The organism is Kitasatospora sp. NBC_00374 (genome assembly GCF_041434935.1).
Taxonomy (GTDB): Bacteria; Actinomycetota; Actinomycetes; order Streptomycetales; family Streptomycetaceae; genus Kitasatospora.
The window spans coordinates 7,365,804-7,378,578 of record NZ_CP107964.1 but is presented as its reverse complement, the minus strand read 5'-3'; the positions used below and the strand labels follow the sequence as shown (position 1 = coordinate 7,378,578).

11 protein-coding genes and 1 pseudogene are annotated in these 12,775 nt (G+C 72.0%); 6 read left to right on the top strand and 6 right to left on the bottom strand.

Going from position 1 to position 12,775, the window contains the following annotated elements; translation table 11 throughout:
* Positions 1–7: 7 nt before the first annotated feature.
* The gene (locus OG871_RS32755) at positions 8–202 is read right to left on the bottom strand and encodes a hypothetical protein (protein ID WP_371501747.1); all 195 of its coding nucleotides are present in this window, start codon (positions 200–202) and stop codon (positions 8–10) included.
* A 175-nt stretch (positions 203–377) separates the two neighbouring features.
* Between OG871_RS32755 and OG871_RS32750 the strand changes: the two genes are divergently transcribed.
* A complete protein-coding gene (locus OG871_RS32750; protein ID WP_371501745.1) occupies positions 378–719 on the top strand; it encodes a carboxymuconolactone decarboxylase in 342 nt (113 codons plus the stop codon).
* Positions 720–830: 111 nt separating this feature from the next.
* Here OG871_RS32750 and OG871_RS32745 read toward each other — a convergent pair whose 3' ends face one another.
* The 3 genes and pseudogenes from OG871_RS32745 to OG871_RS32735 form a co-directional block, all read right to left on the bottom strand.
* Positions 831–2,531, bottom strand: coding sequence for a beta-1,3-glucanase family protein (locus tag OG871_RS32745; protein WP_371501743.1), 1,701 nt, complete (start codon positions 2,529–2,531; stop codon positions 831–833).
* Between the two features lie 82 nt (positions 2,532–2,613).
* Positions 2,614–3,879: a ricin-type beta-trefoil lectin domain protein gene (locus OG871_RS32740; protein ID WP_371501741.1), complete on the bottom strand. Its 1,266-nt coding sequence runs from the start codon at positions 3,877–3,879 to the stop codon at positions 2,614–2,616.
* 472 nt (positions 3,880–4,351) lie between these two features.
* Positions 4,352–4,642 (bottom strand): annotated as a pseudogene (locus OG871_RS32735) (FAD-dependent oxidoreductase); the annotation flags it as partial.
* Positions 4,643–4,967: 325 nt separating this feature from the next.
* Between OG871_RS32735 and OG871_RS32730 the strand changes: the two are divergent.
* The 3 genes from OG871_RS32730 to OG871_RS32720 all read left to right on the top strand — a co-directional run bounded on the left by OG871_RS32730 (position 4,968) and on the right by OG871_RS32720 (position 9,050).
* On the top strand, positions 4,968–6,014 hold the full coding sequence (locus OG871_RS32730) for a substrate-binding domain-containing protein (RefSeq protein WP_371501739.1): 1,047 nt from the start codon (positions 4,968–4,970) through the stop codon (positions 6,012–6,014).
* Positions 6,015–6,221: 207 nt separating this feature from the next.
* Positions 6,222–8,294, top strand: a complete 2,073-nt coding sequence (locus OG871_RS32725; RefSeq protein ID WP_371501737.1) for a discoidin domain-containing protein — start codon at positions 6,222–6,224, stop codon at positions 8,292–8,294.
* Between the two features lie 108 nt (positions 8,295–8,402).
* Positions 8,403–9,050 (top strand): TetR/AcrR family transcriptional regulator, encoded by a 648-nt coding sequence (locus OG871_RS32720; protein WP_371501735.1) that lies wholly within the window; start codon positions 8,403–8,405, stop codon positions 9,048–9,050.
* A gap of 11 nt (positions 9,051–9,061) precedes the next feature.
* On the opposite strand, the gene OG871_RS32715 is transcribed toward OG871_RS32720, so the two are convergent.
* Together OG871_RS32715 and OG871_RS32710 are read right to left on the bottom strand one after the other, a co-directional pair.
* Positions 9,062–9,724, bottom strand: coding sequence for a response regulator (locus OG871_RS32715; RefSeq protein WP_371501733.1), 663 nt, complete (start codon positions 9,722–9,724; stop codon positions 9,062–9,064).
* Positions 9,721–10,869: a sensor histidine kinase gene (locus OG871_RS32710; protein WP_371501731.1), complete on the bottom strand. Its 1,149-nt coding sequence runs from the start codon at positions 10,867–10,869 to the stop codon at positions 9,721–9,723. Before OG871_RS32710 ends, OG871_RS32715 begins: the two co-directional genes overlap by 4 nt.
* A gap of 131 nt (positions 10,870–11,000) precedes the next feature.
* On the opposite strand from OG871_RS32710, the gene OG871_RS32705 reads away from it, so the two are divergent.
* Together OG871_RS32705 and OG871_RS32700 are read left to right on the top strand one after the other, a co-directional pair.
* On the top strand, positions 11,001–11,921 hold the full coding sequence (locus tag OG871_RS32705) for an ATP-binding cassette domain-containing protein (RefSeq protein ID WP_371501729.1): 921 nt from the start codon (positions 11,001–11,003) through the stop codon (positions 11,919–11,921).
* Positions 11,918–12,772: an ABC transporter permease gene (locus OG871_RS32700; RefSeq protein ID WP_371501727.1), complete on the top strand. Its 855-nt coding sequence runs from the start codon at positions 11,918–11,920 to the stop codon at positions 12,770–12,772. Before OG871_RS32705 ends, OG871_RS32700 begins: the two co-directional genes overlap by 4 nt.
* The last annotated feature ends 3 nt before the right edge of the window (positions 12,773–12,775 follow it).

Genomic DNA, 12,775 nt, shown 5'->3' with positions numbered 1-12,775 from the left:
GCGCGGCTCACGAGGCCGGACCGCCGGGAAGCTGGCAGGCCGGACAGAGCTCGTGGCGGCCCTGTTCGGTGATCACGGTGCCCCAGGATCGGCACTCACGGCAGTTGCGGGCAAGGGTGACGTTCGCGCGGGGGGCCGGGACGGGAGCGAAGGGGTGGGCTCCGTGGGCGGCGCGCTGATGCTGCTCGGTAGAGTCGTGCATACAGGCATTTTGTCATAGTTTGCATAGATATGCACATGCCAGCCAACTCCGGGCGGACGGCCGCGATCCGGTCGGATGGCCGAGTCCACGCGGCGGGCTTACCGTCGACGAGCAGGAGCGGACGGACGCCGGGCGGCGGACGTCTGCGTCTCCTCATCCTTGAAGGGAAACCGACATGTCGACCATGTCCGACACCCCGGTCCTCGACACGCTCGCGGCGATGACGATGGACTCCATCGAGCGGTGCGGAATGAGCGAGGACATGCTCATCCTGACCCGGATCGCCGCACTCGTCGCCTCCGACGCCCCGTCGATCTCCTACCTCGCCCACCTCGGCCCGGCCGTCGAGGCCAACGTGACCGCGAGCCAGTTGCAGGACGTCCTGGTCGCGATCGCCCCGATCGTGGGCACCGCCCGCGTCATGTCCGCGGCCGGACACATCGCCGAGGCCATGGGCGTGGCCATCGCGGTGGCCGACGCCGCGCTCCAGGAGCAGCTGGACAGCGGCACTCGGTAGCCTTCGGGCCTGCGCGTCGTCGGCGGCGCCCTCCCCGGTCCGGGAGGGCGCCGCCGACCCGTGCGGGCACGGGCAGAGCCGGTCACGGGCCGCGGCGGCCCGCGGCAGACGTCAGGCGAAGGTGAACCAGTTGAGGTTGACGAAGTCGGCCGGCTGTCCGCTGTCGAAGGTCAGGTAGACGTCGTGGACGCCGGTCGTCCGGCTGACGTCCGCGGGGACGGTGCGCCAGCTCTGCCAGCCGCCGGTGGAGGCGACGGCGAGGCCTCCGATCGGTGCGGCGGTGGGACTGCCGAGCCGCACCTGCACCAGACCGCTCACCCCGCTGGCCGCACCCGAGGCGACCCGGGCGTTGAGACGGGTGGCCCCGGCTCCGCCGAAGTCGACCGCCGCGTACTTCAGCCAGGTGCCGTTCCGCAGCCACCCCATGTCGCTGCCGCCGCCCGCGTCGGAGCAGGACTCCGCCCGGCCCCCCGACTGGGCGCTGAAGGACTCGGCCTGGATGGTGGTGAAGGCGCCGACCCCGCCGCCGGCCGTGGCGGTGGCCGTCGGGGTGGGGGTGGGGGTGGGGGTGCCGCCGTCGCCCGCCGTGCCGCCGACGGTGATGGTGAACCGGCCGGGGCTGCCCGACTGCACCTTGCCCTCGAAGTCGACGCCGGCCGGGTGCACATCGTCGTACGGGAAGGCGTAGCCCAGCCCGTCGGGGGTGGTGGTGTGCAGGATGCGGGCGTAGTGGTTGGTGCGGGGCCGGGTGTAGAAGGCGGCCGGCCGCTCGGCGGTGGGCTGGTCGGGATTGTCCAGCAGGGTGGTCCGGTTGAGCGCCGCGGCCAGCCGCGCGCTGAGGTTGCCCATGATGTCGTTGCCGGTCGTGAAGGGCGCGTCGCTGCAGGAGAAGATCGCCAGGGTGGAGGGCTTGGCGAAGCTGCCGACTCCGGGGAACGTCAGCGTGTCACCGGTCACCCGGCCGGTGAGGGTACCCCAGGTGAACTGGGTGTCGAGGTGGAGGTCCTTGGCACGGTACGTGCTCCAGACCTGGTCGACGTAGCTGTCGAAGTAGCCGGCGAACAGCGACGAGTTCCCGCGGATCGCCAGGTTGGGGCTGAGGACCCGCAGGTCGGCGCCGTTCCGGTTGACGATCAGCCGGCTCCAGTCGCTGCCGTCGGCGGCCGACTGGGCCCGCAGCGCGGCGGCGACCCGGGACACGCCGTCGGCCGGGAGTCCGCGCACCGTCTGGGTGCCCTGGGCGGTCTCCAGCCGGAAGGCGATCGGCAGGCCGACCATGTCGACGAAGGTGATGTTGGCGTACAGCTGGTCGTTGTTGAAGGTGAACTCGCAGAAGTCGTGCTGGACAGCCGCGTTGGGGTCGGAGGGGTTGCTCACGGAGGGCAGCGCCAGCCCCCCTCCGCGGTTCATGAGGAAGGTGAGTCTCGCGCCGACGGAGAAGTAGATCCGACCGCTGTCGAGGTGCGGCAGGGTGACCCGCCGGGGGCCGGCTCCCGGGCCGTTGAGCGCGATGGCGCAGTCGACGCCCAGCGGCGTCTGGTCGTTCGACGGGGACGGGGGATGGTGCAGGGTGGAGCCGTCGGCCTGGACGAAGGCCCAGTTGCCGCCCGCCGCGGGATCCCGGCCCAGCACGTAGGCGTACACGGTGCCGGAGCCGGTGGTGTTGACCAGGTCCAGCGGGAGGGTGGCCGAGGTGGAGGCGGAGGCGCTCGACTCGATCCACTTCGTCACGGCGGCGACGGAGAGTGCCGCGCCCGCGGTCGCGGCGAGCAGCTTGCGGCGGGATATCGGTCGGTGGTGGCGCGCTGTCATGGCGAGGGGTTCCCTTCTGCGGTGGCGTCCCGCGGCGGCGGGACGCGCTCGGTGGTCTGCGGTCGTGCGGGGAGCGCCCGGGTCAGCCCACGGTCCACTTCTGGTTGGCGCCGCCGCCGCAGGTCCAGAGCTGGAGCCTGGTGCCGTCCGCCGAGGAGTTGCCCTTGGCGTCGAGGCACTTGTTCGCGCCGACGTTGGTGAGGTCGTGGGCGGCGGTGTACGTCCACTTCTGCGCGTTGGTGCCGTTGCACGCGTAGAGCTGGACGACCGCTCCGTCGGCCGCGGAGCCGCCCGCGACGTCGAGGCACTTGCCGAGGGCGCGGACGGTGCCGTCCGCGCCGACCGTCCACCGCTGGGCGGGACCGCCGGTGCAGTCGTGCAGTTGGACCGGCGTCCGGTCGGCGTTCGAGCCGCCGGCCACGTCGACGCACATGCCGCCGATGCCCCGGATCGCACCGGTGGTGCCGCCCGAGGAGTCGTTCCAGGCCGATGCGCGGACGTAGTCCACGGTCATGGCCTGCGGGAACGCGGTGGCGCCGTCCGGGCTGCCGGGCCAGTCGCCGCCGACGGCCAGGTTGAGGATGACGAAGAAGGGATGGTCGAACACCCACTTGTTGGCGCCGACGTCGGCGGGGGTGCGGGTCTGGTAGGCGGTACCGTCCACCGACCAGGTGATCGCGGTGGGGCTCCAGTCGACGGCGAAGACGTGGAAGTCGTCGGCGAAGGCGCGGCCGCCGGGCAGGGTGTAGCCGGCCCCGAGGCCGCCCGCCCCGGAGTAGCCGGGACCGTGGACGGTGCCGTGCACGGTCCCGGGCTCGCGACCGATGTTCTCCATGACGTCGATCTCGCCGCTGTTGGGCCAGCCGACCTGGCCGAGGTCACCGCCGAGCATCCAGAAGGCCGGCCAGACGCCCTGTCCGCGCGGGATCTTGATGCGGGACTCGAAGTGGCCGTACGCCTGGGTGAAGGACTTCGCGGTGTTCAGCCGGGCGGAGGTGTACTGACAGGTCCCGTACCAGCAACCGAGGCCGGAGTCCGTGTTCTTGCGGGCGGTGATCACCAGGTGGCCCTGCCCGTCGAGCGAGGCGTTGGCGGTGCCGGGTGTGTAGTACTGCAGCTCGTGGTTCCCGTTGCCCGAACCGCCGCTCTCCACCGTCCACTTCGCGGCGTCGGGGGCGCTGCCGGAGGCGCCGTCGAACTCGTCCGACCAGACCTGCGCGACGACGGCGGCGCCCGCCCGGGAGGGGGCGGAGCCGGTGGTCGACACGACGGCCGCCGTCACGAGCGCGGCGGCAAGCGTGAGTGCGAGTCCGCCGAGTGACCATCGGGATGCGCGATGTGCAGCCATGGGCAGTACGCCTTTCCTGGGGCAGGGAGTTGCCGTGTTCCCGGGCCGGGAGGTCGGCCGCCGTGGACGGCGGGCCACCCGGGCGGCCGAGAGAGCGCTCTCAACGAGGCGCCGCCTTGCCCGAGGGCCCACATGGTATGCAGGGGCCACCGGCCCGGCAATGTTCACGCCCCGCACACAAGTGCCCTGACCTGCCCCGATGCCCCATCGGGGCCCGACACTTAACGTTCCCTTAGGGCTCACTTGACCACTGGCACAGGATTCACCCACGTCGCACCTGGCCTCGAAGCCCCGCGAAGCAGGAGCTCTGACGCCTCGTCAGGACATGAGACGCGATCCGCCCGGCACGATCACAGCGGGTGGCACCCACGCAAGGATCGCCGAGCCCGTTCGGGCGGCCGGCGGCCACGAGCGGGGCGCCCGCCGGCTCCGGCGCGGCTGCGCCGAGAACACCGGTGAGGGCCGCGGGGATTCAGCGTGCGGCGGCGCCGAACCACCGCGGCAGCCGGTCGGCCGGATCCCGCTGGTCCTCACCGACCCACGCCACGTGGCCGTCCGGCCGCAGCAGCGCGGCGGGCACGTCCAGTTCCTCGCCGACGTCGACGACGTGGTCGACGCGATCCGCCCAGCCCTCCACCGACAGCCGCCCGGTCCGGTCGAGCAGCAGCCCGCGGCCGCCGTGCATCAGCCCGTAGAGGCGGCCCCGCTCCAGCCCGATGTCCCGCATCCGTCGGCCCAGCAGTTCGTGCCCCTCGCCGAAGTCGTCGAAGCGGCGACGGGCCGCCGCAGCCGGGCTCCGGTCGCGGAACCTCGGCCGTCAACCCCGGGCGAATCGAACACAATGGCACATGCCCCGGGCCACCGCAGGGCGGAGGCCCCGCCGGCATCGGCGCTCCACCTCGCGCCACCCAAGCCGGCCAGGCCTTGATGTCACAGGAACATCTCGAAGTCGCGAGGCCGTGACAGCGCCCTTGACGATCCCGACACAGTGGGCGTTTCCTGTGCCCCACACGTTCGATCAAGTCGGTTTCTGAGCGATTATGTCTCCTCCGGTCGGCTCAGACCCGACGCCATTCCAGGAGCCGCCCATGTCCCGCACCAGAGGCAACCGCGCCGCCGCCGGCCTCCTCGCGATCCTCGGCCTGACCACCGCCGCGTGTTCGACCGGCCTTCCGTCCGGGTCCTCAGCCGCCGACCCGGTCGCGAAGGTCGACGGGAAGATCTCCATGACGTACCTCCAGAAGCAGGGCGACCAGGAGTACTTCATCGGCGAGGCCGAGGGCGCCAAGGCGAAGGCGGCGGAGCTGGGGGTCGACCTCAAGGTGGTCGACCTCGGCACCGACGCCAACAAGACGGTGAGCGAAGTCCGCTCGGCGGTCGCCCGGAAGACCAACGGCCTGATCGTCGTGGTGCCGGACCCGGCCGTCGGTCCGCAGGTGGTGCAGACCGCCAGGGACGCCAAGGTCGCCCTGCTCACCTCGGACGACCAGATCTGCGCCACCGGCCCCGACCCGTCCGCCTGCGGCAAGGCCGACCTCGTCCCCCGGATCGGCTTCAGCGGCACCCAGATGGGCGGCGAGGTCGGCAAGCGGGCCGGCGAGGAGTACCACAAGGCGGGCTGGAACCAGGCCGACACCCGGATCATCTCCGCCTGGAAGCAGGACGTCACGGTCTGCACGGACCGGGTGAACGCGGCCAAGGACTCCTTCATCGCCGCCGCGGGCGCCAGCATCCAGAAGATCGACGTGGCGACCGACAACACGCCCACCGGAGCTCAGGACAGGGTCGCGGCCACCGTCACCGCCAACCCCACGGTCAAGCACTGGATCGTTCTGGGCTGCAACGACGAGAACGTCCAGGGCGGCGTGACCGCGCTGGAGAACGCCGGTTTCAAGGCCGAGGACGTGATCGGCGTCGGCCTCGGCGCCTACCTCGCCTGCAAGGCCTGGGGCGGCGGCAGGCCCACCGGCATGAGGGCCGCCCTGTTCATCAACGGCAAGGACGTCGGGGCGCTGGCCGTCCAGACCATGTACGACCGGCTCAGGAACGGCAAGGCCATGCCCGCGGAGGCCGTCGCGCCGACCCGCATGGTCGACGCCGCCACCTGGAGGAGCTCCGGAGTCAGCTGCGGCTGACTCCCCCGGGACCGGCCGGGCGAGCACCCTCGACGAATCATCAGGTCATCCGTCCCGGACTATTGACTCGGATTCCAACAGTGGCGATTCTCGTCACAGAGTGCGCGGGACATGCCAGTCGGCCCGGACGGGGTGGGTCACGGCCCCCGGACGGTCCGGCGCTTCGACCGCGCCGTCCGCTCACCCCCCTCGACCCGAGTGGTGACCATGACTCAACACGCTTACAGCAGAGGCAGGATCCTCACAGTCCTGTCGTTACTCCTCGCCCTGGTGGCCATGGCCCTCGCCGCCCCCGCACCCGGGGCCCCGGCCCCGGCCTCCGGCGAGGCCGGCTGGTGGAACCCGACCGCGCGGCCCGCACCCGACTCGCAGATCAACGTCACGGGCGAGCCGTTCAAGGGAACGGACGCCCAGGGGCAGGTCCGGGGCTTCATCGACGCGCACACCCACCTGATGGCCAACGAGGCCTTCGGCGGCCGGCTCATCTGCGGCAAGGGGTTCTCCGAACAGGGCATCGCGGACGCGCTCAAGGACTGTCCCGAGCACTACCCGGACGGCTCACTCGCCATCTTCGACTACATCACCAACGGCGGCGACGGCAGGCACGACCCCGTCGGCTGGCCGACGTTCAAGGACTGGCCCGCCCATGACTCGCTGACCCACCAGCAGAGTTACTACGCGTGGGTCGAGCGGGCCTGGCGCGGCGGTCAGCGGGTGCTGGTCAACGACCTGGTCACCAACGGCGTGATCTGCTCGGTCTACCTCTTCAAGGACCGCGGCTGCGACGAGATGACCTCCATCCGGCTCCAGGCGCAGAAGACCTACGACCTGCAGGCCTACGTCGACCGGATGTACGGCGGGCCGGGCAAGGGCTGGTTCCGGATCGTCACCGACAGCGCGCAGGCCCGCGACGTGATCCAGCAGGGCAAGCTGGCCGTCGTCCTGGGGGTGGAGACCTCCGAACCGTTCGGCTGCAAACAGATCCTGGACATCGCCCAGTGCAGCAGGGACGACATCGACCGCGGCCTGGACGAGCTGTACCGGCTCGGCGTCCGCAGTATGTTCCTGTGCCACAAGTTCGACAACGCGCTGTGCGGTGTGCGGTTCGACGAGGGCGCGCTCGGGACGGCCATCAACGTCGGCCAGTTCCTGTCGACCGGCACCTTCTGGAAGACCGAGCAGTGCGCCGGCCCGCAGCACGACAACCCCATCGGCCTGGCACCGGCGCTCGCCGCGCAGAAGGACCTCCCCGAGGGCGTCGCGGTCCCGTCGTACGCCGCGGGCGCCCAGTGCAACACCCGGGGCCTCACCGAACTCGGCGAGTACGCCGTGCACGGCATGGTGAAACGCAAGATGATGCTGGAGATCGACCACATGAGCGTCAAGGCGGCGGGCCGCGCCTTCGACATCCTGGAGTCCGAGTCCTACCCGGGCGTGATCTCCTCGCACAGCTGGATGGACCTGGACTGGACCGAACGGGTCTACAAGCTCGGCGGCTTCGTCGCCCAGTACATGCACGGCGCCGAGGGCTTCAGCGCGGAGGCGAAGCGCACGGACGCGCTGCGCGACAAGTACCACGTGGGCTACGGCTACGGCACCGACATGAACGGCGTCGGCGGCTGGCCCGGCCCCCGAGGCACCGACACCCCGAACCCGGTGCGCTACCCCTTCCGCAGCGCGGACGGCGGCTCCGTGATCGACCGTCAGACCACCGGCGAGCGGACCTGGGACATCAACACCGACGGCGCCGCGCACTACGGCCTGGTCCCGGACTGGCTGGAGGACATCCGGCTGGTCGGCGGCCAGGACGTGGTGGACGACCTCTTCCGGGGCGCCGAGACCTACCTCGACACCTGGGGTGCGTCCGAGAAGCACCGGGCCGGGGTGAACCTCGCCGCCGGCTCGTCCGCCTCGGCCAGCTCCGCGGAGTGGAACCCGTTCACCAGCTACGCGCCCGGCCGGGCCGTGGACGGCAGCACGGGCACCCGCTGGGCCAGCGACTGGAGCGACGACCAGTGGCTGCAGATCGACCTGCGGTCCACCTCCCTGGTCGGGCGGGTCACCCTGGACTGGGAACGCGCCTACGGGAAGGCCTACCGGATCGAGGTCTCCACGGACGGGGCCGGCTGGCAGACCGTCTGGTCCACCACCACCGGTGACGGCGGCCTGGACACCGCGCAGTTCGCCGGCGTTCCGGCCCGCCTGGTCCGCGTCCACGGGCTGCAACGCGGCACCAAGTGGGGCTACTCGCTGCACGAGGTCGGTGTCTACAGCACCTGACGGGCGTCGCCTCCGGGCGGCGGCGGGGCGGTCCGACCGGTACTCCCGGTCCGACCGCCCCCTGCCGTCGCGCCCGCAGCCCGCAGCCCCCGAACGAGAGGAAGCCCCATGGCACGGATGCCGTCCGCCGAGCGGCGCAGACAGCTGACCGAGGCCGCGATCCGCGCGATGACCCGCGACGGCGTCGCCAGGACCACCACCCGGTCGATCGCCGCCGAGGCGGGCGTGTCGCTGAGCGTCTTCCACTACTGCTTCGACTCCAAGCAGGCCCTGCTGGAGTCCGTCATCGCGACGATCACCGAGCACTCCGTCACGATGGTGCGGGAGGCGATCCGGCCCCGAGCCACCCTCCGGGAGACCATCCGGTCCGGCTTCCAGGCCTACTGGGACCATGTGGCCGCCAACCCCGGCGAGCACATGCTCACCTACGAGCTCACCCAGTACGCGCTGCGCCAGCCCGGTTTCGAGCAGCTGGCCCGGCGGCAGTACGAGCTGTACTCCGCGGCCTACATCGAGCTGCTCGACCGGCTCGGGCACCTGGGCGGCTTCGAACTCACCGTCCCAGCCGACGTGCTGGCGCGCTACCTGGCGGCGATGACGGACGGGCTGACGCTGAACTTCCTCGTCCTCGGCGACGCGGAGGCGGCGACACAGATCCTCGACATGATCGCCGACCACGTCGCCGGTCTGGTCCGGGAGCCCGGGCAGGCCTCGGCCCGACGGATCGCCGGCGTCGGCGGCGACCGCGGACGGTGACCGCCACCGGGTCACCGCGGCGCTGTGGCCAGGCCCATCTCGTAAGCGGCGATGACGAGTTGGACCCGGTCACGGGCGCCGAGCTTGGTGAACAGCCGCGCCACGTGGGACTTGGCGGTGGCCACCGAGATGAAGAGTTCATCGGCGATCTCGGTGTTCGAGCGGCCTCGGCCGACCAGCGTGAGGACCTCCCGTTCGCGCTCGGTGATGCCCGTGACCGGACGCGGGGAGCGCTCCGTGGCGGGTGCGGGCCGGTTGACGAACTCGGCGATCAGACGACGGGCGACGCCCGGGGCGATGAGGGCGTCGCCGGCGGCGACCACGCGGATCGCCGCGAGGATGTCGTCCACCGCCATGTCCTTGACGACGAATCCGCTCGCACCGGCGCGCAGAGCGCCGTAGACGTGGTCGTCCTCGTCGAAGGTGGTCAGGACCAGGACACGGGTGGTGTCGCAGGTGGCGGTGATCAGGCGGGTGGCCTCGATGCCGTCCATGCCGGGCATCCGGATGTCCATCACCAGCACGTCGGGGCTCAGCTCCCGGGCCAGCCGGACGGCCTCGGCGCCCGACGCGGCCTCACCGACGACGTTCAGGTCGGGGTGGTCGGCCATGATCACGCGCAGGCCGGACCGGACCAGCGGCTGGTCGTCAGCGAGGACGACGCGGATGCTCATCGGAGGTCCGCCGGGGCCCCGACGGGCTCGGGCAGCGGCAGCCTGGCCGCCACCCGGAAACCGCCCTCGGGGCGCGGCCCGGCGCTGAACCGGCCGTGCAGCAGACTGACGCGCTCCCGCATGCCGGTGATGCCGAAGCCGGACCCGGCCGCGCCCGGCATCCCGCGCCCGTCGTCGACGATCTCCACGGTCAGCTCCTCCACTCCGTAGTCGATGGCCACCCGGCAGTGCCCGGTGCCCGCGTGGCGGACCACGTTGGTCACCGCCTCCTGCACGATACGGTAGGCGGACAGGTCGATGTCGGCCGGGAGTTGACGCCGCTCACCGGCCCAGCGCAGCTCGATCCCGACCCCCGCGTCCGCGGTCGCCGCCACCAGTCGCTCGACGTCGGCGAGGCCGGGGGCGGGGGCGAGCGGTGCCGGTGCGACCCCGTCGTCCGGATCCGCCTGACGCAGTGCCACCAGTGTCCGCCGAAGGCCTGCCAGGGTCTCCCGGCTGGTGGCCTCGATGGCCCGCAGCGCCTCACGGGCCTCCAGCGGCTGGGTCTCGATGACCCGGCTGCCGACCCCGGCCTGGATGGCGATGATGCCGATGCTGTGCGCGACCATGTCGTGCAACTCGCGGGCGATCCGCAGTCGTTCTGCGGTCACCGCCTCGGCCACCTCCTGCGAGCGCAACGCCACCGCGTGCTCGCGGCGCTCGCGGACCAGCAGGCCGATCATGCATGAGGTGGCCGTCAGCAGGAAGGTGATCACACTGAGGCCGGTCAGGCCCTCGGGCCCGTGCGTGAAACCGGCGACGGTGACCAGCTGCACCGTGGACGACACCGCGGCGGCCACGACCGCGGTGCGCCGGGACCGGGTCGCCACGATCAGGCCCAGGACCACGTCCACCGCCAGGAACGAGGCGAACCGGCCCGGACTCTGGTCCTGGGAGAGCGGCACCACGAGCACGGAGCCGAGCAGGGCCATCGTCAGGGCCGGCAGCGGCCTGTGGCGCAGCACCCCGATGAGCAGGCCGGAGGCGAGCAGCGCCCCGATGCCGTGCTGGGTGCCGGAGGCGGCGGGCGAACCGGTCACCGGCAGCAGCAGCACGACCGGGTACAGCACACCGACGCCCCAGGTCATCGGCCTCGTCTTCGTCATGCCGCGAGACTATCCGCCCGCCACCCGCGGGGCATGGGCCCGTGGGCGTACGTCCACGGGCTGACGTGCCGCGCGATGTGCCGCCCCCGGCCCGATGTCCCGACCGGGGCCCGACCGGCAGCGTTGGGGCCGTGATCGAAGTCAACGCACTCACCAAGACCTACGGCGGCAGGACCGCCGTCGACCAGCTGTCGTTCACCGTCCGGCCCGGGCAGGTCACCGGGTTCCTCGGGCCGAACGGTGCCGGCAAGACCACCACGCTGCGGATGATCCTCGGCCTGGACACGCCGACCGGCGGCACCGCCACCGTCGGCGGCGTCCCGTTCCGCAGCCACCGGCGCGGCCTGCGGCACGTCGGCGCCCTGCTCGACGCGGGGCAGGTCCACGGCGGACGCAGCGCCGCGGCCCACCTGGCGGCGCTGGCCCGCAGCAACGGCATCCCCCGACGCCGGGTGGAGGAGGTGCTCCAGGAGGTGGGCCTGTCGGAGGCGGCGCGGCGCCGGATCGGCGGGTTCTCGCTCGGCATGAAACAGCGGCTCGGTATCGCCACCGCCCTGCTCGGCGATCCGCCCGTGCTGATGTTCGACGAACCGATCAACGGCATGGACCCGGAGGGCGTGCTCTGGGTGCGCCACCTCTTCCGCCGGCTGGCCGCCGAGGGCCGCACGGTCTTCCTCTCCAGTCACCTGATGACGGAGATGGAGCAGACCGCCGACCAGCTCGTCGTCATCGGGCAGGGCCGGCTGATCGCGGCCGAGTCGGTACGGAGCTTCGCGGCCCGCAGCACCCGGCTCAGCGTCGTGGTCGGCACACCGCAGGCCGCCGAGCTGACCGCTCTGCTGACCGCGGCGGGCGCGTCGGTCGGGCCGGAGGGCTCCGCCGGTGCCGAACGGCTCACCGTGACCGGCCTGCCGGCCGACCGGATCGGTGCGCTCGCCTTCGAGCACCGGATCCTGCTGCACGAACTGACCACCCGCAGTGCCTCCCTGGAGGAGGCCTTCATGGAACTGACCGCCGACAGCGTCGAATACCTGGCAGGACGGCCCCGATGACCACACCCCTCTCCGTTCCCCCCGGCACCACGGCCGCGCCCGCCGCCGACCCGCCCGCCCGCTTCGGCGACCTGCTCGCCGCCGAGTGGATCAAGATGCGGTCGCTGCGCTCGACCCCGTGGACGCTCGCGTTCGTCACGCTGTTCGTCATCGGGTCCTCCGCGGTGGCGACGCTGGCGGAGTACGACAACCTCGGGAGGGTCGGCCCGGACGCACGGACCAACCAGGGGTTCCTGGTGTTCGACGCGTACCCGCCGGCCGGCTATCTGACGCTGATGCTGGTCGCCGGCAGCATCGGCGCGCTCACGGTCGTCAGCGAGTACGGCACCGGGCTGATCCGCACCACCACGGTGGCGGTGCCCGCCCGCGGTTCGGTGGTGCTCGCCAAGGCGGCGGCGCTGGCCGGGCTCTGGACCGTGGTCGGCACGGTCGTCTCGACCGGCTCCTTCCTGGTCTCCCAGGCGATCCTGAGCGGGCGTCACGCCGGTGTTCCGTTCGGGCATCCCGGAGTGCTGCGCGCCGTGGTGGCGTCCGCGCTGCTGGCGCCGGTCTGCGCGCTCACCGGCCTGGGCCTGGGTGTCCTGATCCGGCACGGCGCCGCCACCATGATCACCACCGCCTTCACCCTGCTGATGCTGCAGCCGATGTTCTCGGAGTCCGAGCGCTGGTCCGCCGACGTCAACCACCTGATGGTGGGCGCGGCCTGGAGGCGCCTGCTGGAGCACTGGGACCCGGGGGCCGACAGCCTGGCGTACACGGCCACGGTCCCCGGGTCCTGGACCGTGCTCGCGCTCTGGCCGTCGGTCGCGATCGTCCTCGCGCTGGTCGTCGTGCGCCGACGCGACGTGTGAACG

Coding starts and splice junctions, on each gene's coding strand:
- OG871_RS32755 (WP_371501747.1), bottom strand. CDS start 202: ATGCACGACTCTACCGAGCAGCATCAGCGCGCCGCCCACGGAGCCCAC.
- OG871_RS32750 (WP_371501745.1), top strand. CDS start 378: ATGTCGACCATGTCCGACACCCCGGTCCTCGACACGCTCGCGGCGATG.
- OG871_RS32745 (WP_371501743.1), bottom strand. CDS start 2,531: ATGACAGCGCGCCACCACCGACCGATATCCCGCCGCAAGCTGCTCGCC.
- OG871_RS32740 (WP_371501741.1), bottom strand. CDS start 3,879: ATGGCTGCACATCGCGCATCCCGATGGTCACTCGGCGGACTCGCACTC.
- OG871_RS32730 (WP_371501739.1), top strand. CDS start 4,968: ATGTCCCGCACCAGAGGCAACCGCGCCGCCGCCGGCCTCCTCGCGATC.
- OG871_RS32725 (WP_371501737.1), top strand. CDS start 6,222: ATGACTCAACACGCTTACAGCAGAGGCAGGATCCTCACAGTCCTGTCG.
- OG871_RS32720 (WP_371501735.1), top strand. CDS start 8,403: ATGGCACGGATGCCGTCCGCCGAGCGGCGCAGACAGCTGACCGAGGCC.
- OG871_RS32715 (WP_371501733.1), bottom strand. CDS start 9,724: ATGAGCATCCGCGTCGTCCTCGCTGACGACCAGCCGCTGGTCCGGTCC.
- OG871_RS32710 (WP_371501731.1), bottom strand. CDS start 10,869: ATGACGAAGACGAGGCCGATGACCTGGGGCGTCGGTGTGCTGTACCCG.
- OG871_RS32700 (WP_371501727.1), top strand. CDS start 11,918: ATGACCACACCCCTCTCCGTTCCCCCCGGCACCACGGCCGCGCCCGCC.